Genomic DNA, 24,138 nt, shown 5'->3' on the forward strand with positions numbered 1-24,138 from the left:
GTAGTGAGATAAGGGCCGGTCAATACCTTGGTACGGACCAGATGGCCCAGTCTCAGGTGCGTCCCCCGCGCGCGTGCACCGTGCGGCTCATCCGCCGGCCGAGGAGCAGGTAACCGATCAGCGCTCCACCGGTGTTGAGGATGACGTCGTCGACGTCGAAGGCCCGCCCGGTGACCAGGACGCCCTGGGCGGACTCCACCAGCAGCATCACGACGGCCGTCAGCAGCAGCACGCGCAGCACCCCGCGTGTGCGCGGGGCGACGACCGGGACCAGGACGCCGAACGGCACGCCGAGCAGGATGTTCCCGCCGATCTGTTTGACGGCGTCGCGCAGGGCGGGCTGGTCCAGATACGCCCTCAGCGAGCGGCCGGGGTGCAGGTTGGTGTGCGTCAGGGCCTCGGACGCGGGGGAGGGCTGCAGGGTCAGCCGCGCCAGCACCACCGCGAACGCCACCATGAAGACGAACGCGCACGCCGTCGCCAGCAGCCGCAAGGGCAGGGCGAGCGTGTGCCGTTCGCGACGGTCGCCCTCCCGCGCCTTGTCGGCGCGGGGGCGCGGCCAAGAACGCGGCCGTGAGGCGGCACGAGCCATGTCGGTCCTCCAGTCGTCAAGTTCCCCGCGTGGTGAGGCGGTTACCCGCCGATCCGCCGAGGATGCCCGGCAAACCGCGCGCCCCCGCGAGCGGCCGGCCGCGCGCGACCGCCCGCGCCCACCCGTGCCGTGCCCGTCCCGGCCCGCCGGCCCAGGCCGGTTTCCCCGCCCTCGGCTGAGCGGAGCGGTGCCCACGTACGGGATCTCAGGTCCCGTACGTCACCCGCACCTCCTCGAAGCCGAGGGAAGTCAGCAGGCCCCGGAGCATGGCGGTGGTGTTGCTCTCGGCCCGCGCCTTCAGCTCACTGTCCTTCGCCGCGTCGCCGATGTGCCGGGCCGCGAGCTTCTGCACGGCCTGCTCGCCGTTCGGGTTGTCCGAGAACAGGTCGCCGAGCCGGTCGAGCAGCCCGCGCTGCTTGGAGACCGCGTAGGAACGGTCGGGGTCGAGCGCCGGCTCACCCAGCGCCGCGTGCGGCAGCCGCAGCGTGGCCGAGGTCCGCTCACCGTTGACCGTCACGTCGTCCTCGCCCACCTTGCCGAGGTCGACGAAGGCGTCGACGGTGCCCGCCCCGACGTACAGGGTGCGGGTGCCGCGGACCGCGTCGGGCAGGAACTTGGCGTCCTTCTCCAGGTCCACGACGACCTGGAAGTTGCCCGACGCGGCGTCGTAACGGCTGATGTCCTGGACGGACTTCAGCAGCGCCGGGCCCGAACGGTCCTGGGTCTCGGAGCCGAACAGGTCCTTCAGCCCCGGTACGACACTCAGGCGCAGCCCGGCGAACAGCACGACCAGCACCAGCACCAGTGCGGTCAGCGCCTTGGCCCAGCCGGGCATGCGCCGCGCGGGCCTCTCGACGGCACTCGTGGGCTTCTTGACGGGAGTCGTCATGGCGACGGCCCTCCTTCCTACTCACCCGGATGCCCGCCAACTCCCCTGCCAGGCCCACCGTTTCCGGGCTTCAGTGGACGGTCCTCGGCGGGGCGCGAGGACCACACCGCCTCCCCGCGCGTCAGCCCCGGCAGCCGCAACTCGGCCTCCCGCTCCCGCCGGGCCGGCAGCTCGCCGGTGACGATCCAGGCCGGGGCGCCGCCCGTCGTACCGGTGAAGTCCGCGCCCAGCGAGGCCAGCAGGGCGGTCACGGCGGCCAGCGTGTCCGACGGGACCTCCGCCTCGAAGGCCCGGTACGGCTCGTGGAGCACGGTGCCCGCCCGGGCCAGGGCACGGCGCAGCACGATCGGCGTCAGTCCGCGGAAGTCGGCGGCCGTGCTGACCGGCGAGCTGAAGCCGGAGCGGACCAGTGTGACCCGGTAGTCGGTGACCGCCGCGCCGGTCAGCCCGGTGAGCAGTGTGGCGTGCACGGTCTCCTCGACGGCCTGGTGGAAGGCGCGGGGCAGCGCGCCGAGTTCCGTCTCGTAGGCGAACTCCCCGCCCGAGCCGCGCGGACCCGGCTCGACACGCAGCCCGATCGTCGCCCAGTAGCGGGTGTGGTCGAGCCAGGGCATCTCCTCCGCCGCCTCACCGGTACCGGTCGGACGCTCCAGGAACCGGACCCGGCCCGGCGCGAACTCCGCCTCGATGCCGAAGTCCTCGGCCAGCGTCGCCGCGAGCACCTCCATCTGGACCTCGCCGTACAGGAGCAGGGCGGTGGCGCCGGAGGCCGCCGGGCGGGCGTGCAGCAGCGGGTCCTGGTCGGCCAGCGCCAGCAGGGCGGAGCGCAGCGGCGCCGCCTGCCCCGGGTCCACCGCCCGGACCAGCGTCTGGAGGCTCGGTGGCGCGAACTGCGGTGCGCGGTCGGACAGTTCGCCGAGCCGGTCGCCGACGCGCAGGCCCCCGGGTACGGTGAGCGCGGCGATGTTCCCGGCGGTGAGCGTGGTGTCCCCGCCGACCACGTCGAGGCGGGTCACCCGGCCGGAGACCTCGGTGGTCCGCCCGTCGGGCTCGCGCCGCAGGAAGGTGAGCCGGCGGCGCGGGCGCACCTCGCCGTCGTACAGCCTGAGGTACGCCGTGCGCTCACCGGCGGGTCCCGGGCGTACCGCGAAGACCGTGCCGCGCGGTTCCGCGCCGCGGGACGTGTCCGCCGCGGCGGCCGGGACCAGGCCGACCAGGCCCTCGACCAGCTCGGCGACACCCTCGCCGCCGAGTGCGGATCCGTGGTACAGCGGGTGGAACGAGCCGTCGGCGGTACGGGCGGCGAGGGCGGCGGCCAAATCCCGCGCGGTCGGCTCGGGGCCGTCCACCAGCGCGGCCAGGATGCCGGGGTCGACCTCGGCGAGCGCCTGCGCGGTCCGGTCGTCGGGCGGGCGGCGGACGACCCGGGCGCGCGGGGTACCGGTGTCCGCCACCTCGGTCAGCGGCGCGACGTGCGGGGTCAGCAGGCGCCGGACGTCGTCGAGCAGGCCGTCGGTGCGCGCTCCGGTCCGGTCGATCTTGTTGACGAACACCAGCGTGGGCAGCCGCAGTCGCCGCAGGGTGCGCATGAGGACGCGGGTGCGCGCCTGTACGCCCTCGACGGCGGACAGCAGCAGCACCGCGCCGTCGAGCACCTCCAGAGCGCGCTCGACCTCCGCGACGAAGTCGCAGTGGCCCGGGGTGTCGATCAGGTTGACCCGCGTGTCGCCGACGGTGAAGGCGGCGACGGCGGAGCGGATGGTGATGCCGCGACGGCGCTCGATGCCGCCGTCGTCGGTACGGGTGTCACCGGCGTCGACGCTGCCGAGCCGGTCGATGGCGCCGTGGTCGAACAGGAGCCGTTCGGTGAGGCTGGTCTTACCTGCGTCGACGTGGGCCAGGATGCCGATGTTCAGGGTGCGCATGGGTGGAGGAGTCCTCGAAAGCCGTGGGCCGGAAGGGGCGCTGGTGGATTCCGAGGAGTCGGCGCATGCGAGGGATTCCTGACGTCAGGTGGCTCGAGAAGTCCTGGTGAAGACGGACGGGGCCATCATGGCCCGGGGCCCCGGGAGCGGCGCAACAGGATTTCCGTAAGCTGGGGATTCCGGCCGGACAGGATCACGCGAGGAGCGGTCCGTGCGAGACATCGCCGTGTTCAGCGGTAGTGCCCATCCCGACCTGGCCGAGGAGGTCTGCGCCCAGCTGGGCGTGCCGCTCAGCCCCACCCGGGTCAGCCGGTTCGCCAACGACTGCCTCGAGGTGCAGCTCATGGCCAACTGCCGGGAGCGGGACGTGTTCCTCGTCCAGCCGCTGGTCAAGCCGGTCCAGGAGCACCTGGTCGAGCTGCTCCTGATGTGCGACGCGGCCCGCGGGGCGTCGGCGGGCCGCATCACCGTGGTCATGCCGCACTACTCCTACGCCCGCTCCGACAAGAAGGACGCCCCGCGCATCTCGCTGGGCGGGCGCCTGGTGGCCGACCTGCTGGTGGCGGCCGGGGCGAGCCGGGTCCTCGCCATGACCCTGCACTCGCCCCAGGTGCACGGCTTCTTCTCGGTCCCGGTCGACCACCTGCACGCGCTGCGGGAGCTGGCCGCGCACTTCCGGCAGTACGACCTCTCCCGGGCGACCGTCGTCTCGCCGGACCTGGGCAACGCCAAGGAGGCCGCGGCGTTCGCCCGGATGCTCGGCGCCCAGGTGGCGGCCGGCGCGAAGCAGCGGTATGCCGACGACCGGGTCAGCATCAGCGCGGTGATCGGGGAGGTCGCGGGGCGCGACGTCATCGTGCTGGACGACGAGATCGCCAAGGGCAGCACGGTGCTGGAACTGCTCGACCGGCTCCGGGAGTCGGGTCCGCGCACCATCCGCCTCGCCTGTACGCACGGGCTGTTCGCGGCCGGGGCGCTCGGCCGGCTCAGCGAACAGCCGGACGTGCTGGAGATCGTCTGCACCAACACGGTGCCGGTGCCGGTGGACGACCACACGGACAAGCTGAGGATCCTGTCCATCGCCCCGGCGCTCGCCGAGGCGGTGCGCCGCATCCACAACGGCGAGTCGGTCAGTGCCCTGTTCGATCCCCGGCCGGCCGGCTGACGCCGAGGGCCTCGTCCAGGGTCGGCCACGGCGGCAGCAGCCGCGCCAGGCCGGTGATCCGCAGCATGCGCAGGGTCAGCGGGTGGGCGCACACCAGGTGCACCTGCCCGCCCCGGTCGAGCACCTGGCCGCGGGCCCGGTACAGCAGCCGCAGCCCGGAGCAGTCGAAGAACTCGATGCCGCCGAGGTCGAGCACGACCCGGGCACCGGGTCGCACCGTCTCCCGGTCCAGGTGCGGGGCGATCTCCGCCGCCGAGGCGATGTCGATCTCGCCCCGGAACTCCAGCACCGTGTGCCCCCGGTGGTGGCGCACGCGTAGGTGCGAGGTGGGCGACGCGGATTCCTGCCGCACGTACGGTGCCTCCAGCCTGTCGCGGCCTTTCCGGCCTGCTTCCGGGGGCTCAACTACCCAGTCCGCTCGGAAAGTTACCCCGATCGAGCGAGTTTGAGCATGTTCGATTGACATATGTCATCGAAATCTCACGGGCAGCGCCGGCCGCCCGCCGATCAGGAGGGGTGGGCGGTCAGTCGACCACGAGGACGAGCTTGCCGGTGGTGCGGCCCATCTCGCCCAGCGCGTGCGCCCGCGCCGCCTCGGCCAGCGGGAACGTCTCGGCGACGGTGGCCCGCAGCTTCCCCGAATCGACCAGACGGGCGATCTCCTCCATGCCGGCCCGGTCGGCGTCGACCAGCATCCGCACCGCCCGCACGCCCAGCCGGTCGGCCTCCTCGAAGAACTCGTCCGAGCCGACCGGCAGGATCGACACCACGACTCCACCCGGGCGCAGCACGCGCAGGGACCGCAGTGACGTGTCGCCGCCGATCGTGTCCAGGACGACGTCGACGTCCTTCACGGCCTCGGCGAAGTCCGTCTCCCGGTAGTCCACGGTCTCGTCCGCCCCGAGCGAGCGCAGGAACTCGTGCTTGCCCGCGCTGGCGGTGCCGATCACATGGGCACCGCGGGCCTTGGCGATCTGCACCGCCACATGGCCCACACCGCCGGCCGCCGCGTGGATCAGCACCCGCTGCCCCGGCTGCACGTCCGCGCGCTCCACCAGGGCCTGCCAGGCCGTCAGCGAGACCAGGGGCAGGGCGCCCGCCTGGACGTGGTCGATCCCCGACGGCTTGCGGGTGAAGGTGCGCGCGGGGGCGGTGACGTACTCCGCGTGCGAACCGTGGCCGAAGGGGTAGGACAGCATGCCGAAGACCTCGTCACCGGGGTGGAAGGCGGCGACGCCGATCCCCACCGACTCCACCACGCCCGACACGTCCCAGCCCAGTACGAAGGGCGGCTCGCCGAGGAAGCCACCGGTCGCCCGGTGCTTCCAGTCGGTCGGGTTCACCCCGGCGGCACGCACCCGTACCAGCACCTCGTTCGGGCGCGGCTCGGGCCGCTCGGGGCGTACCTCCTTCAGGACCTCGGGACCGCCGAGGACGTCCTGGCTGACGGCGCGCATGGTGTTCATCGGGACCTCGCAACTCGGGGAGGGGACGGGCGACACGATCGGCAACCTCCGAAGTGATCGTGCCATTCCCCAAGCCGCCCGGCACTGCGGCGAAGTCCCGCGGGACGGCCGGCGGCCGGCCGCCGACTGATTCGGCCGGGCCGGGATATCCGCAAGGTACAGGGCACGGGGCACGACGCCCCGCGCCCGGAATCCTTCGGAGGAGACATGGCACTGGTCAACGCGGGCGTCGTGGTGCTCGACTGCGCCGAACCCGAGCGGCTCGCCGAGTTCTACAAGGGGCTGCTGGGCGCCGAGGAGAGCGACGTGAGCGCCAACCGCATCGAGATCGAGGGCCCGGGCGGCTTCCGCATGGCCTTCCGGCGGGACGTGAACGCCACCCCGCCGAGCTGGCCGCGCCCGGAGAACTCCCTCCAGGTCCACCTGGACTTCGTGGTGGCGGACCTGGACGAGGCCGAGCGGGCGATCGTGGGGCTGGGCGGACGCCCGGTGGAGGCGAAGGACCCGGCCGGCCCGCACGAGGAGCGCGGCTTCTCCGACCCGGCCGGGCACTCCTTCACCCTCCGCCTCACCTTCGCACCGACCGCACCCAAACAGGGCTAGGGCCTGTCCGCCGGACAGGCCCTGGCCCCGTCCGGGTCAGTCGCGGCCGCCCTTCCCGGTGACCGGCCAGGTGCCGGTCGAGCGCTGGATGGCCTTGGCGCCCGTGCGGTCCACGGCGCTGCGCACCGCGGCGAAGATGGCGCCCTGGATCGCCGCGGCCAGCAGGATCTCGCCCCAGCCGCGGTCCGGGTCCAGGGCGTCGGGCGCGTCGTCCTCGTCCCGGATGACCTTCCAGGTCTTCTGGAACGCCATCCCGGCCAGCGTGCCGCCCAGCCAGCCGAGCGCGAACCCGACGGGCTTGTAGGCGAGGGGGAGCTTCTTCTTCTTCAACTTCGCCATGGGAATCTCCTTGTCTGGTGTGGGCTGCCTGGTCGTATGCGTACCGGTGCCGGTCAGGGCCTGCCCCGCACCGGTACCTCCTCGTCGGCCCGGACCGGCCCCGGCGGGGTGCCCTCGCCGAACGGACGCCCGCCCAGCTCCTGGCGGTGGTGGGGGGTGAGCCAGCCGGACAGGTCCGGGCCCAGGGGCACGATGCCGGTCGGGTTGATGCCGGTGTGCACCTGGTAGTAGTGGCGCTTGATGTGGTCGAAGTCGACGGTGTCCCCGAATCCGGGCGTCTGGAAGAGATCGCGGACGTATCCCCACAGCACCGGATTCTCCGTCAGCTTCCAGCGGTTGCACTTGAAGTGGCCGTGGTAGACGGCGTCGAAGCGGACCAGCGTGGTGAACAGCCGGATGTCCGCCTCCGTGATGGTGTCACCGACCAGGTAGCGCTGCCGCTCCAGCCGGGGCGTCAACTGCTCCAGGCGCCGGAACACCCCCGCGCACGCGGCCTCGTACTCCTCCTGGCCGGTGGCGAAGCCCGCCCGGTACACACCGTTGTTGACGTCCTCGTAGACCCCGGCCATCACCTCGTCGATCTCGTCGCGAAGGGCCTGCGGATACAGGTCGGGCGCACCCGGCCGGTGCAGGGAGGTCCACTCGGTCGCGAGGTCGAGGGTGATCTGCTGGTAGTCGTTGGTGACGAGCGCCCCGCTGGGCACGTCCACGACCGCGGGCACGCTCACCCCGCCCGGATAGCCGGTCTCCCGCCGGTCGTAGGCCTCGCTGAGGTAGCGGATGCCGAGGACCGGGTCGCGGCCGTCCGGGTCCAGCGTGAAGCGCCAGCTGCGGTCGTCCTGGACCGGGTCGGCGACCGCCAGGGACAGGGCGTCCTCCAGACCGAGCAGCCGCCGCGAGACCAGGGCACGGCTCGCCCACGGACAGGCGCGGCTCACCACGAGCCGGTAGCGGCCGGCCTCCACCGGCCAGCCGTCCCGGCCGTCCGCCGTGATCCGGTCCGCGAAGTGGCTCCGGGACCGTTTGAACGCCTTCCTTCCGTAGCCGCTGTTGCCGGGCGTCCCGTCGTCACCGCTCATGGCCCTGCCCTTCCGTCGTCCGGATGTCCGTCCCTGTGTAGGCGTTCCCCGTTTTCGCCCGTCGGCACTGGTGGCCACCCGCAAGGCGGGGGTGTGAGCCGGGCCGGCCGGGGCAGTCGGGGCTTCGTGAGTGGGACAGCAGCAGAAGACAAGCCGGGCCGGAAGGCCGACCGCAGGACACGCGTCACCGTGCTCGTGGCCCTGGCGGCCAATCTGGTGATCGCCGTCGCCAAGGCGGTCGGCGGGTTCATCGCGGGTTCGCCCGCACTGCTGTCGGAGGCGGCACACTCGGTCGCGGACAGCCTGAACGAGATCTTCCTCCTCGCCGCCCTGCGCCGCAGCCGCCGCCCCGCCGACCGCAAACACCCCTTCGGCTACGGGAAGGAGCGGTTCTTCTGGTCGCTCCTCGCAGCCGTCGGCATCTTCGTCATGGGCGGCTGCTTCTCCTTCTTCCAGGGCGTCGAGGCCCTGCGCACCGGCGCCGACGAGAAACTCAGCGGCTATGTGGCCGGACTGATCGTGCTCGGTATCGCCCTGCTCGCGGAGGGCGGCTCCCTGCTGCGGGCCCTGCACCAAGTACGGGGCCAGGGCGGGCTCGCCGACGGGCTGCGGGACCCGGCGCTGCGCACGGTCGTCGCCGAGGACGGCACCGCGGTGCTCGGCGTCTGCCTCGCCATGACCGGCATGGTGCTGCACATGGTCACCGGGCAGGTGGTGTGGGAGGCCTGCGCCTCGCTCGCCATCGGCGCACTGCTCGTCTACGTGGCCTACCGGCTGGGCCGCGAGGCCCGCGACCAGCTGATCGGCGAGGCCGCCGACCCGGAGGCCAGCGGCCGGATCAGGGCGCTGCTGCGGGCCCAGCCGGAGATCGACAGTGTCGAGGCGCTGTTCACCATGAAGACCGGCCTCGACTCGACCCTGGTGGCGGCCCGCGTCGACCTGGTGCCGGGCCTGGACAGCGAACGGGTCGAGGAGGTCTCCGTGCGCATCAAGAGGTCGATCGCGCGCACCGTCCCCGAGGCGGGGCAGGTCTTCCTGGACGTCACCGACCGGCTCGCGCGGGAGGCAGCCGAAAGCCCCGCCGCGACGGGGGAACGCGGCGGGGCCTGAACGGCGTATTCCCGGCACCCGCCGGTCCATGCACGCCGATCCGGGAAAGTCCGGCGCGCCGGCTCAGCCCGCGTCGGACGGTTCCAGGACGAAGACGGGGATCTCCCGGTCGGTCTTCTCCTGGTAGTCGGCGTACTGCGGGAACGCCGCGACCGCGCGCTGCCACCACTCGGCCTTCTCCGCGCCGGTGACCTCACGGGCCGTCATGTCCCGCTTCACCGGGCCGTCCTGGAGCTCCACCCGGGGATCGGCGGTCACGTTGAAGTACCAGACCGGGTGCTTGGGAGCGCCGCCGAGGGAGGCGACCGCGGCGTACCGGCCCTCGTGCTCGACGCGCATCAGCGGCGTCTTGCGCAGCTTGCCGCTCCGCGCGCCGCGGGTGGTCAGCACGATCACGGGCAGACCGGTGTCCGCCAGGGTCGTGCCCTCGGTGCCGCCCGAGCTCTCGTACAGCTCGACCTGTTCGCGCACCCACTGCGTCGGGCTGGGTTCGTACTCGCCGTCAAGAGGCATGTGCATCCGTCCGTGTCGTCGTGTCGTCGTGTTCGTCTGTGTCGTCGGGCCGGCCGGACCGATGGGCACCCTCGACCGGCGCGTGACCATCCTTACCGCATCCTGCCCCTCGTACCCCATGGTCGCGCGGACAACCGGAGGGGGCGGGTCCGGCCGCCGGTCGTCACCCCCTGCCGCTCGGCCAGTTCCGGGGCACGGCCCGGACCGCCGGTGGTCGCGATCGCGCCACTCGCGGCGCGGACCCGGCCCGCGCGCCAGGGTTCCGCCGCCCCCGACCGGTGATCCCCGGCCAGTCCGCCGCCGCCACCGATATGGCCGAACTTGTCGTCGCTTCATTAGATGCCCGAGGCATCTAATGAAGATCACGACGCACTCTTCGTCTGCGAGGTCTTCCATGACGGACACCGACACGACGACGAACACCGGCAGCACGCGGGAGTCGGGCGCGGCGCACCCCGTCGCCTTCCCGCAGGACCGGACCTGCCCCTACCAGCCGCCCGCCGGCTACGACCCGTTGCGCGCCGCCCGGCCACTGACCCGGATCACGCTCTTCGACGGCCGCCCCGCCTGGCTGGTGACCGGGCACACCGCCGCCCGCAGGCTGCTGGCCGACCAACGCCTGTCGACCGACCGCACCCGCGACGGCTTCCCCGCCACCTCGGCACGCCTGGCCGCCGTGCGCGGGCGCAGGACCGCACTGCTCGGGGTGGACGACCCCGAACACCGCGCCCAGCGCAAGATGGTGCTCCCGGAGTTCACCCTCAAACGCGCCGCCGCGCTGCGCCCGCGCATCCGGCGGATCGTCGACGAACGGCTCGACGCGATGATCGCGCAGGGGCCGCCCGCCGACCTGGTGACGGCCTTCGCGCTGCCCGTGCCGTCGATGGTGATCTGCGCACTGCTCGGGGTCCCCTACGCCGACCACGACTTCTTCGAGGAGCAGTCCCGCCGGCTGCTGCGCGGCCCCCTGCCCGCCGACACCCAGGAGGCACGCGACCGACTGGAGGCGTACCTGGGGGAGTTGATCGACCGCAAGCGGCAGGCACCCGGCGACGGCCTGCTGGACGACCTGGTCCGGCGACAGTCGGCCGACGGCGCGATCGACCGCGAGCAGCTGATCGCGTTCGCGGTGATCCTGCTGGTCGCCGGCCACGAGACCACCGCCAACATGATCTCGCTGGGTACCTACACCCTCCTGACCCACCCCGGCCGGCTGGCCGAACTGCGCGCGGCCCCCGCGCTGCTGCCCGACGCCGTCGAGGAGCTGATGCGCGTCCTGTCGATCGCCGACGGGCTGCTGCGGATGGCCACCGAGGACATCGACGTGGACGGGCAGACCATCCGGGCCGGCGACGGGGTCGTCTTCTCGACCTCCGTCATCAACCGCGACGAGAGCGTCTACCCCGACCCGGACGCCCTCGACTGGCACCGCCCGGCCCGCCACCACGTCGCCTTCGGCTTCGGCATCCACCAGTGCCTCGGCCAGAACCTGGCCCGCGCCGAACTGGAGATCGCCCTGCACAGCCTCTTCGAGAGGCTGCCCACGCTGCGCCTGGCCGCCCCGGCCGACGAGATCCCCTTCAAACCCGGCGACACGATCCAGGGGATGCTGGAACTCCCCGTGGCCTGGTAGGAGGCTCCGGACATGCGGATCGGCATCGACAAGGACACCTGCATCGGCGCGGGCCAGTGCGCCCTGACCGCCCCCGACGTCTTCACCCAGGACGACGAGGGCTACAGCACACTGCGCCCCGGCCGGGAGGACGGCGGCGGCAGCCCGCTGGTGCGGGAGGCGGCCCGCGCCTGCCCCGTGGGCGCGATCACCGCCGAGGAGACGGAGGACACCGGGGCCCTTCCGGACGTCCGCTGACATCCGTGGGCGCGGGGTCCGCACAGTAGGGTTCCGGGGTGAGTGAACAGGCTGGAAGCGGAGGCGACGAGGCCGCGAGGCCCTTCCTCTACGTGGTCGTCTGCGCCGCCGGCGTGGCCGAAGGCGTCGGCGGACTGATCGACGCGGCGCGGGGGCGGGGCTGGGAGGTCGGGGTCATAGCGACACCGGTCGCCATGGGCGGCTTCTTCGACGCGGCCGACGCCGAGGCGCGGACCGGCCGCCCGGTCCGCTCGGCCTGGCGCACGCCGGGCGATCCGCGGCCCTTCCCGGCGCCCGACGCCGTCGTGGTCGCGCCCGCCACCTTCAACACGATCAACAAGTGGGCCGCGGGCATGGCCGACACCCTCGCCGTGGCCACCCTGTGCGAGACGTACGGCCTCAGCGTCCCGGTCGCCGTCCTGCCGTGCGTCGCCGACGCGCTGGCCGCCCACCCCGCGTACCGGGAGAGCCTGGCCCGGCTGCGCGGGATGGGCGTGCGTTTCGGCGACCCGTACGCCGGGAACCCCGGGGGCGCCGAGGAGGACGGCGGCCGCCCGGTGTTCGGCTGGGAACGAGCCCTGGACCTGCTCGGACGGCGCTGACCCGGACGGGGTTCGGGCCCGCGCGAGGACGTACGCTCGCCCCGGTACGGATGATCTGCGAAGACAGGAGCGGCAAGGATGCAGTACGTGAAGCTCGGTTCGACCGGCCTGGACGTGTCGCGGATCTGCCTGGGCTGCATGACCTACGGCGTTCCCGACCGCGGCGCGCACGAGTGGACCCTCGACGAGGAGGCCTCGCGTCCGCTGATACGGCAGGCGCTGGAGGCCGGGATCACCTTCTTCGACACGGCCAACGTCTACTCCGACGGCACCAGCGAGGAGATCGTGGGCAAGGCGCTGGCCGACTTCGCCCGCCGGGACGACATCGTGCTCGCGACCAAGGTGAACGGCCGGATGCGCCCCGGCCCGAACGGCGCCGGGCTCTCGCGCAAGGCGATCATGACCGAGATCGACCACAGCCTGCGGCGCCTGGGCACCGACTACGTCGACCTCTACCAGATCCACCGCTTCGACCCGCACACCCCGGTCGAGGAGACGATGGAGGCCCTGCACGACCTGGTGAAGGCGGGCAAGGTCCGCTACATCGGGGCCAGTTCGATGTACGCCTGGCAGTTCTCCAAGATGCAGTACACCGCCGAGCGGAACGGCTGGACCCGGTTCGTGTCCATGCAGAACCACTACAACCTCGTCTACCGCGAGGAGGAGCGCGAGATGCTGCCCCTCTGCGCGGACCAGGGCGTCGGCGTGCTGCCCTGGAGCCCGCTCGCCCGCGGCCGCCTCACCCGCGACTGGGACACCGCCACCGAGCGCAGCGCCACCGACAACTTCGGCAGCACCCTCTACCAGGAGGGCGACCGTGCCGTGGTCGAGGCCGTCACCCGCATCGCCGGTGAGCGCGGTGTCCCGCGCGCCCAGGTCGCCCTGGCGTGGTTGCTGCATAAGGACACGGTGACCGCGCCCATCGTCGGCGCCTCCCGGCCGGGCCACCTCGAGGACGCCGTGGCGGCGGTCGAGCTCACGCTGAGCGAGAAGGAGACCGAGGAACTGGAGCGGCCCTACGCGCCGCACCCGATCGCCGGTCACTGATCAGCGGACCGGCGCCCTGGGGACCGGTGCCTCAGGGGCCGGTGCCCGCGTCCAGGGCGGTGACGGAGACCGACGACTCGTTGCCGCCGACCGGGACCTCGCCGGCCGTCCACGTCACCTTGAGCGGCTCCCGCTCGTCCGGCGGGGTGACGAGCAGCGCCGCCGGGGTGGCCGTGCGGGCGTCGCTGATCTGCGGACTGGAGAAGGACAGTCCGGCCCACGCACTCTTGCCCGGGGTCAGCGTGACCGTCTTGGGGGCGCCCGCCGCGCGCTCGGGGTCCGGGCCCAGCTGCTTGCCGGACGCGTCCACGAAGGCGGCGCCCGGATAGCCGTACACCGTGCAGGTGCGGTCGGAGGTGTTGGTCAGCACGACGGGGAAGTTGCGCTGACCGGCCCCCGGGTCCACGCGGCCGACGGCGGCCCGCAGCTCCGAGGTGTGGCAGCGGCCGTCGGTGCGGGCCGAGGCGGAGGCCGAACCCGCGGTGTCGGTGGGCGTGGCGCCGACCGCCGGCGCGGTGTCGCCGGGTGTCGCGGTGCCGCTGCCCGGGGCCGTGCCGGCCGTGCGGGCGGCCTGGCTCGGCTGCGGGGTGCCGCTCGACGTGGCGCTCTCGTTGCCGCAGGCGGTCAGCAGACCGAGCAGCGCGACCCCGCTCGCGAGCAGGGCCGTCCGGCGCAGTGGCTGGGGCGTGTTCGCCATCGCTTCTCCACACTCCCGTCAGGCTCTCGCGCACGGTCCCGGCGCGACCGGCACCGTACGCCCCGTACTGCCGAGTGTCCCGCCGCGCGGTCCGGGAAACGAGGGGACGCACTCCGCATCGGGGCGAGGGCTCACTCCTCGTCGTCGAGCAGCGCCAGCTCCGCCCAGATCGTCTTGCCCTCGGCCGTGTGCCGGCTGCCCCAGCGCTGGGTGAGCTGGGCCACCAGGAGCAGACCGCGTCCGCCCTCGTCCCAGGTCCTGGCCCGGCGCAGATGCGGCGCGGTGTGGCTGGTGTCGGAGACCTCGCAGATCAGGGTGGCCGTGTCGTGGATCAGCCGGAGCCGGATCGGCGGGGAGCCGTACCGGATGGCGTTGGTGACCAGCTCGCTCACGACCAGCTCGGCGGTGAAGGTCGCCTCCAGCAGGTCCCAGTCGGAAAGCCGTTCGAGGACTTGCTTGCGCACCGGGGCGACCAGCGCGGGGTCGGCCGGGATGTCCCAGGTGGCGACCTGTCCGGCGGGCAGTCCCCGGGTCCGGGCCAGCAGCAGGGCCACGTCGTCGGCGGAGCTGCCCGACGGGAGGAGGCGGTGCAGCACCCGGTCGCAGGCGGTGTCCAGGGAGTCGGCGGGGGCGGCCAGTGCCTCGCGCAGCAGCGCCTGGCCGGCGTCGGTGTCCCGGTCCCGGCTCTCGACGAGACCGTCGGTGTACAGCGCCAGCAGGCTGCCCTCGCGCAGCTCCAGCTCGGCCGACTCGAACGGCAGCCCGCCCACGCCCAGCGGTGGCCCGGAGGGCAGTTCGACCTGCTCGGGCGGACCGTCCGGCGGAACCAGGACGGGCGCCGGGTGTCCGGCCCGGGCCATGGAGCAGTGCCGGGACACCGGGTCGTACACCACGTACAGACACGTCGCGCCCACCTCGCCCGCCCGGTCGTCGCCGGACTCCTCGGACAGCCGCACCACCAGGTCGTCGAGGTGGGTCAGCAGCTCCTCGGGCGTCAGATCGATGTCGGCGAGGGTGCGCACGGCGGTGCGCAGCCGGCCCATGGTGGCCGAGGCCGGGATGCCGTGGCCGACGACGTCCCCGACGACCATGGCGACCCGCATCCCGGACAGCGGGATGACGTCGAACCAGTCGCCGCCGACGCCCGAGCGGGCCGCCGGAAGATAGCGGGAGGCCGCCTGCACCGCGGCGGTGGGCGGCAGCCACCGGGGGAGCAGACTGCGCTGCAGGGTCAGCGTCGCCTCGCGTTCGCGCGAGTAGCGGCGGGCGTTGTCGATGCAGACCGCGGCGCGGGCGCTGACCTCCTCGGCCAGCAGCACGTCGTCGTGGGTGAAGGGGTCGGGGCGCCTGAACCGGGTGAAGACCGCGACGCCGAGGGTGGTGCCGCGTGCCTGGAGCGGCACCGACATCGTGGAGTGGATGCCGTACTCCTTCACCCGTCGCAGGCGGACGGGGTCCCACTGGAGCCAGCGTTCGAGGTCGCCGTAGGCCACCGAGGCCACGATCGCCTGTCCCGAGAGCAGACACTCGGCCTGGGGCGAGCCGGCCGGATAGACGTCCAGCTGCCCGGTCTCGGCCACCGACTGCGGGCAGTCCGCGGTGACCGACCGGTGCGCGGTGCGGCGCAGGCCGACCGGCGGTTCGACCACGGTGGCGGGCTCACCGCCGTGCTCACGCGGGTCCAGCAGGTCGACGCTGACGAAGTCGGCGAGCGGGGGGACGCACACGTCCGCCAGCTCCTGAGCCGTACGGATGACGTCGAGGGTGGTGCCGATGCGCACGCTGGCCTCGTTCACCAGCTGAAGCCGCTCGCGGGCGCGGTGCTGCTCGGTGAAGTCGTGGGCGCTGACACACACGCCGAGTACCTGGCCGTCGGCGTCGGTGAGCGGTGCGATACGGGCGTTCCACGCGTGGGCGCGGCTCTCGCCCACGGCCTTGAGACGGGTCTGCATGTCGTGCCGGCGGCCGGAGGACAGCACGCGCCGCATCTGCCGCTCCAGTTCCGCGTTCTGCGGCCGGTCGCTGAAGTCGGTGGCCCGCAGTCCGCGCACACGGTCCGGCGGGAGCCCCAGCAGCCGTGCCATGGCGTCGTTGACCCCGCGCAGCAGGAGCCGGTCGTCGAAGATCATCATGGCGCAGGGCGACTGGGTGAGGGCCGCTCTGACCAGCGGGTCGTCCTCCGGTTCGGGGCCGGACCGCAGCGGGGTGACGGCGAGCCAGGTGGGCGGGGCTCCGTCCGCCGCGGGTCTGCGGTGCGCGAGCACCCAGACCGACACGGTGTGCCCGTCGCGGTGGCGAAGGGCGAGGGTGCCGCTCCACTGTTCGTCGTCGCGTCCGGGAGGTGTGCCGTCGCGGTCGTCCGCGACCAGGTCGGCGGCCGGGCGCCCCACGACCTCGGCGGCCGGGTGGCCGAGCAGCAGGCGGGCGCCCTCGTTCCACTCCCGCAAGGTGCCGGAGCCGTCGACGACGGCGCGGGCCGCGGCGGCATCGTCGAACGGGTTGACCGGACTCATCGTCGCCACTCCATTGCGCACACTCACAGTGATCAGCGCGTCACCTTGTTCCCAGCCTAGTGGCTTCGGGCTCCGTGCGGACCCGAACCCACCGTGCGCACCGGGCCCGACCGTCGCGCAGGTCCCCGTGGGATCCGCTCCGCACCGGACAGAAAGTGCTTTCCGTGGCCTTGACGCGCGCGTATGGCTCGACGTCAGAATCTGTTTGTTCGCGATCGCTTGTGAGTACTTCTGAGTTCTCATGAGCCTCGATGAGTTTTCTGATGAGGGAGATCCGCCATGACGGTCACGCGCAGATCGGTTCTGATCGCCTCCGCCGCCACGCCCGCGGCCGGGATGGCGCTCGCCGCCCCGTCGGCGTGGGCCGCGGACGCGACCGGCGGCGCCGCGGGCCGCAGCACCGTCGCCCTGCGCGACGGCTGGCGCTTCCGGCTGGTCGACCTCGACGGCGCGGCCGAGGACACCACGGACGCCGCCCACCCCGCCCACGACGACTCTGCGTGGCGCGAGGTCGCCGTTCCGCACGACTGGAGCATCGAGCAGACGCCCACCACCGGGCACGGCACCACCAGCGGCACCGGCTTCCTGCCGGGCGGCCTCGGCTGGTACCGCCTCGCCTTCACCCTGCCGCCCGCGCTCGCCGGGAAGCGGATCTCGGTCGAGTTCGACGGCGTCTACATGGACTCCCGCGTCCATTGCAACGGCCGGGAGGTCGGCCACCACCCGTACGGCTACACCGGCTTCGCCCTCGACCTCACCGACCTGGTGCACACCGACGGCCGCACCGAGAACGTCCTCGCGGTGCAGGTGCGCAACCAACTGCCGAGCAGCCGCTGGTACTCCGGCAGCGGCATCTACCGGGAGGCCCGCCTGGTCGTCACCGAGCCGGTGCACGTACGGCGCTGGGGCACGTACGTCACCACCCCGCGGGTGAGCGAGCGGAGCGCCGTCGTCCGGGTGGAGACGTCGGTGGTGAACGCCTCGGGCACCGGGCGCGAGGTCGAGGTCCGGTCGACGGTGAAGGACGCGGACGGCCGCACCGTGGCCCGCACCGCCTCCACGGTCGACGTCGCCGACGCGGCGTCCGAGACCCACGAACTCACCGTCGAGCGCCCGCGGCTGTGGGACTTCGCGAGCCCGCACCGCTACACCCTGCACACCGAACTGCGCGTCGGCGGCCGGACCGTCGACACGTACCGCACCCCGTTCGGCATCCGCACCTTCCACGTCGACCCCGACGAGGGCTTCCACCTCAACGGCAGGTACGCCAAGATCAAGGGCGTCGACCTGCACCACGACCTCGGCGCGCTCGGTGCCGCCGTCAGCATCGACGCGATCCGCCGCCAGATGACCCTCATGAAGTCGATGGGCGTCAACGCTTTCCGCACGTCACACAACCCGCCCTCGCCCGAGATGACCCAGGTCTGCGAGGAGATGGGCATCATCATGCTGGTGGAGGCCTTCGACTGCTGGCGCACCGGCAAGAACCGCTACGACTACGGCCGGTTCTTCGACGAGTGGTGCGAGCGGGACGCCACCGAGATGGTGCTCGCGGCCCGCAACTCGCCCGCCGTCGTCATGTGGTCCATCGGCAACGAGGTCCCCGACTCCACCGCCACCGCAGGACTCGCCATGGCCGACCGCATCATCGACGCCATCCGCGCCGCCGACGACACCCGCCCCCTGGTCATCGGCTCCGACAAGTACCGCCGGCTGCCCGCCAAGGGCTCCGCCGCCGACCTGATGCTGGCCAAGCTGGACGGGCTCGGCCTCAACTACAACACCGCCAAGTCGGTGGACGACCTGCACGCGGCCTACCCGCACCTGTTCCTCTTCGAGTCCGAATCGTCCTCCGAGACCTCCACGCGCGGCACCTACCAGGAGCCCGAGCACCTGAACACCGGCGAGAACCACACCCCGGGCGGGCGGGCCACCTCCTCCTACGACAACAACCTCGCGTCCTGGACGATGAGCGGCGAGTACGGCCACAAGAAGGACCGGGACCGCAAGTGGTTCGCCGGGCAGTTCCTGTGGTCCGGCATCGACTACATCGGCGAGCCCACGCCGTACGACGTCTTCCCGGTGAAGGCGTCCTTCTTCGGCGCCGTCGACACGGCCGGATTCCCGAAGGACATGTACCACCTGTTCCGCAGCCAGTGGACGGACGAGCCGATGGTCCACCTGCTGCCGACGACGTGGAACCACCGCGAGGGCGACACCGTCGAGGTCTGGGCGTACACCAACGCCGACGCCGTCGAGCTGTACCTGAACGGGAAGTCCCTCGGCACCCGCCGCTTCGACCGGAAGAAGACCGTCGACGGCCGGACGTACCTGGAGACCACCGAGGCCACCGGCGACGACAAGACCTTCACCGACGGCCCCTACCCCGGCAGCTACACCAGCCCCAACGGCAGCGCGGGCAAGCTGCACCTGACCTGGCGCGTGCCCTTCGAGGCGGGCGAGCTGAAGGCCGTCGCCCGGCGCGGCGGCAGGACGGTGGCCACCGACGTCCTGCGCACCGCCCAGGCGCCGCACGCCCTGCGCCTCACCCCGGACCGCGAGATTGTCGACGCCGACGGCCGTTCCCTGGTGTTCGTGACCGCCGAGGTGGTCGACCGGAAGGGGGTCGTGGTGCCCGGCGCCGAGCACCTGATCTCCTTCGACGTCGCGGGCGGCTCGCTGGCCGGACTCGACAACGGCCGCCAGGAGAGCGCGGAGCGCTACCAGGCGAGCACCCGCACCGCCTTCCACGGCAAGGCGCTGGCGATCGTCCGGTCCGGCACCCGTGCGGGCACGGTACGGGTGACCGCCCGCGCGGACGGGCTGCGCACCGGCACGGCGGCGGTGCACGCCCGGCGGGCCCCGGACCGGGCGACCACACCGGCCCCGCGGTTCCGCCCCGAGCACCCGGCGCCCGTGGACCACCCGCACGCGGACGCGAGCTACTCCGGACGGCCCGACACCCTGCCCGCCGCCGTGCTCGACGGCGACCCGGCCACCGGCTGGTCCAACGGCTTCCACAAGGCGGCCACCGCCCTGCTCCCCGCCTTCGACGGCGCCCGCGCCGAGGACTGGATCTCGGTCGACCACGGGCGCACGCGCACCTACGACCGGGTCGAGGTCTCCTTCACCGTGGACGACGGGCACAGCCTGCCCGCGGCCGTCGAGGTCGCCGTCTGGGACGGCCGTGCCTGGCGTGCGGCGAAGGAGGTGCGGACCGAGTGGGCCATCGCCTCCGACGCGCCCACGGTCATCACCTTCCCGCGGCTGCGGGGCTCCCGGGTCCGCCTCACGCTGACCAGCCGTCACCCCGGCGAGGCACGGGGAGCGATCCGCGTCAGCCGCCTGGAGGCACCCGCCGCCTGAGCCGCCCTGCCGCGCTCCGGACGGGAACCGGTCGGAAAACCGGTCCCGTCCGGACCGTTGACGGCGTGTCATGTCTGCCACAAGCATGGCCTGCGACCGCATTTGGGAGCGCTCCCATTCTCTGGCGAGCGCCACCTCCCCCGAGGAGCCCGGACGTGAAAAGACGCAGAACCGCGCTCGTCTCCCTGACGGCCCTGCTGGCGGCGGCCGTCACCGCGCTGCCCGCCGCCCCGGCCGGCGCCGAGGAGACCGAGCAGGTCAGGAACGGCACCTTCGACAACGGCACCGAGTCCTGGTGGACGAGCAGCAACGTCACCGCCGCCGTGACCGACGGCCGGCTGTGCGCCGACGCCCCCGGCGGCACCACCAACCGCTGGGACGCCGCCCTCGGCCAGAACGACATCACCCTGGTCGCCGGGGAGTCGTACAAGTTCTCCTTCACCGCCACCGGTACGCCCGCCGACCACGTGGTCCGGGCGATCGTCGGCCTGTCGGTGTCCCCGTACGACACCTACTACGAGATCAGCCCGCAGCTGAGCGTCTCGGGCAACACCTACTCGTACACCTTCACCTCGCCCGTCGACACCAGCCAGGGACAGGTCGGCTTCCAGCTCGGCGGCACGCCCGACGCCTGGCGGTTCTGCGTGGACGACGTGTCCCTGCTGGGCGGCGTGGCGCCCGAGCCGTACGTGCCGGACACCGGGCCGCGGGTGCGGGTCAACCAGGTCGCCTACCTGCCCTCGGGGCCGAAGAACGCGACGCTCGTCACCGACGCCACCACCCGCCTGCCCTGGCAGCTGAAGAGCGACGCCGGGCGGGTCGTCGCCCACGGCTGGAGCACGCCGCGCGGCGTCGACGCCTCCTCCGGGCAGAACGTCCACTCGATCGACTTCGGCCGCTACACCCAGCGCGGCGAGGGCTACACCCTGGTCGCCGACGGCGAGACCAGCCGCCCCTTCGACATCGGCACGGCCGCCTACGAGCGGCTGCGCCTGGACTCCGCGAAGTACTACTACACGCAGCGCAGCGGCACCGCGATCAGTGACGAGCTCCGCCCCGGCTACGGACGCCCCGCCGGACACGTGGGCACGGCACCCAACCAGGGCGACACCGAGGTGCCCTGCCAACCCGGCGTGTGCGACTACACCCTGGACGTCTCCGGCGGCTGGTACGACGCGGGCGACCACGGCAAGTACGTCGTCAACGGCGGCATCTCCACCTGGGAGCTGCTCAGCACCTACGAGCGCTCGCTGCACGCCCGCACCGGGGAGCCCGCCGAGCTCGGCGACGGCTCGCTCGACATCCCCGAGAGCGGCAACAAGGTGCCGGACATCCTCGACGAGGCCCGCTGGGAGCTGGAGTTCCTGCTGAAGATGCAGGTGCCGCAGGGACAGCCACTGGCCGGGATGGCGCACCACAAGATCCACGACGAGCAGTGGACCGGGCTGCCGCTGCTGCCCAGCGACGACCCGCAGAAGCGCGAACTCCACCCGCCGACCACCGCGGCGACCCTCAACCTGGCGGCGACGGCCGCGCAGGCCGCCCGCCTGTACCGCCCCTACGACCGGGAGTTCGCCGCGAAGGCGCTCGACGCCGCCCGTACCGCCTGGGCCGCGGCGCTCGCCCACCCGGACCTGCTCGCCGACGAGAACGACGGCATCGGCGGCGGCACCTACCCCGACGCCAAGGTCGCCGACGACTTCTACTGGGCGGCGGCCGAGCTGTACCTGACGACGGGGGAGCGGGACTTCAAGGAGTACGTGCTGAAGTCCCCGGTGCACACCGCCGACATCTTCGGGCCGATCAGCTTCGACTGGGCGAGCACCGCCGTCCCCGCCCGCCTCGACCTGGCGACCGTCCCCAGCCGGCTCCCCGGCCGGGACCAGGTCCGCCGCTCCGTCGTCCGCGGCGCCGACGGCTACCTGGCGACGCTGAAGGCGCACCCGTACGGCATGCCCTACGCCCCCAACGGCAACGTGTACGACTGGGGCTCCAGCCACCAGGTCCTGAACAACGCGGTCGTCCTCGCCACCGCCTACGACGTCACCGGCGGCTCCAAGTACCGTGACGGCGCCGTGCAGAGCATGGACTACATCCTCGGCCGCAACGCGCTGAACATGTCGTACGTCACCGGTTACGGCGAGGTCAACGCGCACAACCAGCACAGCCGCTGGTACGCCCACCAGCTCGACCCCGCCCTGCCCGCGCCGCCCGACGGCACCCTGTCCGGCGGTCCGAACTCGAGCATCCAGGACCCCTACGCGCAGAGCAAACTCCAGGGCTGTGTCGGACAGTTCTGCTTCATCGACGACATCCAGTCCTGGTCGACCAACGAGCACACCATCAACTGGAACGCCGCGCTGGCCCGGATGGCCTCCTTCGTGGCGGACCAGGGCTGACCCGACCGGCCGACTCCGCCCCCCGTCGAGGGCCGCACCGCTTCCGTGGAGAAAACGGAAAGGGCGGTGCGGCCCTCTTGGCACGCCGGGGTTTCTGACCTTCTTTCAAAGGCGGCCGATGTTGCCCGGTCGCCTTGTTGACCATGAGTGGTTTGTGCGAGAGTGAAGCACCCGTGCGGGGGGTAAAGGCCGGGTCTCGCACGCGCTTTGACGGGCCGGGTCCGATTTCGCCATGGCGAATTCACGCCTCCCGTGCTCCGCCCAAGAGGTACACACCAATCCGTGGGTCCTTTTCGGCGTTCGGAACTTCTGAGTCACCTGCGCGTGGGAAGGAACATCTCAGTGCCCACCCCCCACCCCCCTCGACCCGCCTACCCGCCCTCGGGCGGGGACCCCGGGGAGTCCGACGAGTTGCTGGCCGCGCGGCTCCGGGACGGCCCGGAAAGCGACTCCGCCCGGATCGCCGCGCTGCTGATGGCCCGCCACTGGCAGCCCGCACACGACTACGCGGTCATCTGCCTCGCCACCTCGGCCCAGGTCACCGCCATGGTCACCGCGGCGGCCTGGCACCGGGTGCTGGCCCGGCTCGCCGAGGGCGAACCGGCCACCGCACTGCGCCCGCGGCTGCTGGTGGCCGTGCGTGACACGGTCCGCCAGTGGTCCGCCGACGACGCGATATCCGGTGCCCTGCCGCAGTTGCTCAAACCCGCCGGCGGACGGGGTATGCGGGCGGCGAAGTCCTTGACCCCGGAAAACCGCACGCTGGCCGCCCGGGCATTCGCCTCTCTTCCCGGACCGGCCCGTTGTTTGCTGTGGCACACGGAGGTCGAAGGCGAGTCCATAAGTGTCCCGGCCGGTCTGCTGGGCATGGACACCGACACCGCGTCGGCCACTCTCGAACAGGCGCGTGAGAAATTCCGCGAGGGTTGTCTGCACGCCCACCGGCAGCTCGCGCCGAGCCAGGACTGCCGCTTCCACAGCCGGCTGCTCGACGTCCCGATTCGCCGGGGCGGCGCCCTGCTGCCGGACGTCCGCAAACATCTCGCCGACTGCCGTCACTGCCGGCACGCCGCCGACCAACTCGGCCATTTCGAGCGCGAGCTGGGCACGCTGATCGCCGAGGCCGTGCTCGGCTGGGGCGCCCGGCGCTATCTCGACTCCCGTCCCGCACGGGCGACGCTGGGCGCGCTGGCCAAGGGCGCCGCCCGGCACCGCGGCGGGCGTCCCGGGCTGCTGGCCCGGCTCCCCGTGCCCGTGCGCAGGGTCCCGGGCCGTCCGCGCTCGGGCCGCTCGGTGCTCAGGCAGTTCGGCGCCGCCTCCGCCGGGGTGCTGGCCATCGTGCTCGTGGTGAGCGTGTGGTCGTACGACGGCGGCGGTGCCGATCCGGCCGCCTCCACCAGCGCCGTGGACAAGGACGGCGAGACGTCCGCCACGAGCCGTCCGAAACCGCCCGACGCGGCCGGGATGCCCTCGGCGGCGGACCGCACCCGGCTGCGCAACGTCGCCGCGAACCTCTGCCTCGACGTCCGGGGCGAGCCGAAGGCCGGGGCGGGTGCCCGGCTGGCGGAGTGCTCCGAGGCGTGGACCCAGCAGTGGACCTACGAGGACGACGGGCTGCTGCGCAACGTCGCCGACCCGGGACTGTGTCTGGACTCGCGGGCGGACGCCGGCGTCGTCATCCTCGGTACCTGCGCCGACGAGGGCACCGAGCGGGGCGACGACGTGCGCTACGACCTCACCGGTCAGGGCGAGTTGGTGCCGCGCGGACAGAAGCTGCTCGCGCTCGCCACCACCACCGGTGCCCCGGACGCCGACATCGTCGTCAAGGTGCACGACGGCTCCGAGGCGCAGCGCTGGCGCACCGACCCGGTGCCGACGGCGGAGGGCTCCCTGTCGATCGCCCGCACCGACGCACCGGGCGCGCGGGCCGTGGAACTGCCCGGCGGCTGAGGGGACCCGCACT

General features: G+C 72.7%; 20 protein-coding genes. 10 read left to right on the forward strand and 10 right to left on the reverse strand.

From position 1 onward, the window contains the following. Positions 1 to 52 precede the first annotated feature (52 nt). The 3 genes from ACZ56V_RS20455 to otr(A) form a co-directional block, all read right to left on the reverse strand. Positions 53 to 592: a VanZ family protein gene (locus ACZ56V_RS20455; RefSeq protein ID WP_356372151.1), complete on the reverse strand. Its 540-nt coding sequence runs from the start codon at positions 590 to 592 to the stop codon at positions 53 to 55. 205 nt (positions 593 to 797) lie between these two features. Next, entirely contained in the window at positions 798 to 1,481 is a 684-nt protein-coding gene (locus ACZ56V_RS20460; protein ID WP_398908350.1) for a DUF4230 domain-containing protein, read from the reverse strand. A 17-nt stretch (positions 1,482 to 1,498) separates the two neighbouring features. Next, positions 1,499 to 3,406 (reverse strand): tetracycline resistance ribosomal protection protein Otr(A), encoded by a 1,908-nt coding sequence (gene otr(A) / locus ACZ56V_RS20465; protein ID WP_398908352.1) that lies wholly within the window; start codon positions 3,404 to 3,406, stop codon positions 1,499 to 1,501. Between the two features lie 211 nt (positions 3,407 to 3,617). Here otr(A) and ACZ56V_RS20470 point away from each other — a divergent pair, with 211 nt between their 5' ends. Beyond that, positions 3,618 to 4,571 (forward strand): ribose-phosphate diphosphokinase, encoded by a 954-nt coding sequence (locus ACZ56V_RS20470; RefSeq protein ID WP_467382318.1) that lies wholly within the window; start codon positions 3,618 to 3,620, stop codon positions 4,569 to 4,571. Here the strand turns inward: ACZ56V_RS20470 and ACZ56V_RS20475 are convergent. Both ACZ56V_RS20475 and ACZ56V_RS20480 read right to left on the reverse strand, forming a co-directional pair. Beyond that, positions 4,537 to 4,923: an anti-sigma factor antagonist gene (locus tag ACZ56V_RS20475; RefSeq protein WP_356372147.1), complete on the reverse strand. Its 387-nt coding sequence runs from the start codon at positions 4,921 to 4,923 to the stop codon at positions 4,537 to 4,539. The two genes, ACZ56V_RS20470 and ACZ56V_RS20475, sit on opposite strands and share 35 nt — an antisense overlap. Before the next feature lie 172 nt (positions 4,924 to 5,095). Beyond that, the gene (locus tag ACZ56V_RS20480; RefSeq protein WP_398908355.1) at positions 5,096 to 6,037 is read right to left on the reverse strand and encodes an NADP-dependent oxidoreductase; all 942 of its coding nucleotides are present in this window, start codon (positions 6,035 to 6,037) and stop codon (positions 5,096 to 5,098) included. A gap of 207 nt (positions 6,038 to 6,244) precedes the next feature. On the opposite strand from ACZ56V_RS20480, the gene ACZ56V_RS20485 reads away from it, so the two are divergent. Next, a complete protein-coding gene (locus ACZ56V_RS20485) occupies positions 6,245 to 6,640 on the forward strand; it encodes a VOC family protein (protein WP_398908356.1) in 396 nt (131 codons plus the stop codon). A gap of 36 nt (positions 6,641 to 6,676) precedes the next feature. On the opposite strand, the gene ACZ56V_RS20490 is transcribed toward ACZ56V_RS20485, so the two are convergent. Beyond that, positions 6,677 to 6,979: a DUF4235 domain-containing protein gene (locus ACZ56V_RS20490; RefSeq protein WP_398908358.1), complete on the reverse strand. Its 303-nt coding sequence runs from the start codon at positions 6,977 to 6,979 to the stop codon at positions 6,677 to 6,679. 53 nt (positions 6,980 to 7,032) lie between these two features. Further along, positions 7,033 to 8,058, reverse strand: a complete 1,026-nt coding sequence (locus ACZ56V_RS20495; protein WP_398908360.1) for a glutathione S-transferase family protein — start codon at positions 8,056 to 8,058, stop codon at positions 7,033 to 7,035. Positions 8,059 to 8,247: 189 nt separating this feature from the next. Between ACZ56V_RS20495 and ACZ56V_RS20500 the strand changes: the two genes are divergently transcribed. Next, positions 8,248 to 9,168, forward strand: coding sequence for a cation diffusion facilitator family transporter (locus ACZ56V_RS20500; protein WP_398909384.1), 921 nt, complete (start codon positions 8,248 to 8,250; stop codon positions 9,166 to 9,168). A 63-nt stretch (positions 9,169 to 9,231) separates the two neighbouring features. On the opposite strand, the gene ACZ56V_RS20505 is transcribed toward ACZ56V_RS20500, so the two are convergent. Continuing rightward, positions 9,232 to 9,681 (reverse strand): nitroreductase family deazaflavin-dependent oxidoreductase, encoded by a 450-nt coding sequence (locus ACZ56V_RS20505; RefSeq protein WP_398908362.1) that lies wholly within the window; start codon positions 9,679 to 9,681, stop codon positions 9,232 to 9,234. A gap of 394 nt (positions 9,682 to 10,075) precedes the next feature. On the opposite strand from ACZ56V_RS20505, the gene ACZ56V_RS20510 reads away from it, so the two are divergent. The 4 genes from ACZ56V_RS20510 (at position 10,076) to ACZ56V_RS20525 (ending at position 13,200) form a co-directional block, all read left to right on the forward strand. Next, positions 10,076 to 11,314: a cytochrome P450 gene (locus ACZ56V_RS20510; RefSeq protein WP_398908364.1), complete on the forward strand. Its 1,239-nt coding sequence runs from the start codon at positions 10,076 to 10,078 to the stop codon at positions 11,312 to 11,314. 12 nt (positions 11,315 to 11,326) lie between these two features. Beyond that, positions 11,327 to 11,551, forward strand: a complete 225-nt coding sequence (locus tag ACZ56V_RS20515) for a ferredoxin (RefSeq protein ID WP_467382322.1) — start codon at positions 11,327 to 11,329, stop codon at positions 11,549 to 11,551. A 38-nt stretch (positions 11,552 to 11,589) separates the two neighbouring features. Next, positions 11,590 to 12,153: a flavoprotein gene (locus tag ACZ56V_RS20520; RefSeq protein ID WP_467382324.1), complete on the forward strand. Its 564-nt coding sequence runs from the start codon at positions 11,590 to 11,592 to the stop codon at positions 12,151 to 12,153. 78 nt (positions 12,154 to 12,231) lie between these two features. After that, a complete protein-coding gene (locus tag ACZ56V_RS20525; RefSeq protein WP_398908369.1) occupies positions 12,232 to 13,200 on the forward strand; it encodes an aldo/keto reductase in 969 nt (322 codons plus the stop codon). Positions 13,201 to 13,231: 31 nt separating this feature from the next. Here ACZ56V_RS20525 and ACZ56V_RS20530 read toward each other — a convergent pair whose 3' ends face one another. Next, entirely contained in the window at positions 13,232 to 13,897 is a 666-nt protein-coding gene (locus ACZ56V_RS20530) for a DUF4232 domain-containing protein (protein ID WP_467382326.1), read from the reverse strand. A 131-nt stretch (positions 13,898 to 14,028) separates the two neighbouring features. After that, positions 14,029 to 16,410 (reverse strand): SpoIIE family protein phosphatase, encoded by a 2,382-nt coding sequence (locus tag ACZ56V_RS20535; RefSeq protein ID WP_467382328.1) that lies wholly within the window; start codon positions 16,408 to 16,410, stop codon positions 14,029 to 14,031. Between the two features lie 279 nt (positions 16,411 to 16,689). Here ACZ56V_RS20535 and ACZ56V_RS20540 point away from each other — a divergent pair, with 279 nt between their 5' ends. From ACZ56V_RS20540 to ACZ56V_RS20550, 3 genes are all read left to right on the forward strand, one after another. Beyond that, positions 16,690 to 19,776 carry a glycoside hydrolase family 2 TIM barrel-domain containing protein gene (locus ACZ56V_RS20540; RefSeq protein ID WP_468944060.1) on the forward strand — a complete coding sequence of 1,029 codons (3,087 nt, stop codon included), beginning with the start codon at positions 16,690 to 16,692 and terminating at the stop codon, positions 19,774 to 19,776. A gap of 155 nt (positions 19,777 to 19,931) precedes the next feature. Further along, positions 19,932 to 22,175, forward strand: a complete 2,244-nt coding sequence (locus ACZ56V_RS20545) for a cellulase (RefSeq protein ID WP_468944063.1) — start codon at positions 19,932 to 19,934, stop codon at positions 22,173 to 22,175. Positions 22,176 to 22,517: 342 nt separating this feature from the next. Further along, complete coding sequence (locus ACZ56V_RS20550; RefSeq protein ID WP_468944066.1) at positions 22,518 to 24,125, forward strand: RICIN domain-containing protein; 1,608 nt, start codon at positions 22,518 to 22,520, stop codon at positions 24,123 to 24,125. Positions 24,126 to 24,138 lie beyond the last annotated feature (13 nt).

The organism is Streptomyces sp. NPDC034099, assembly GCF_055575415.1.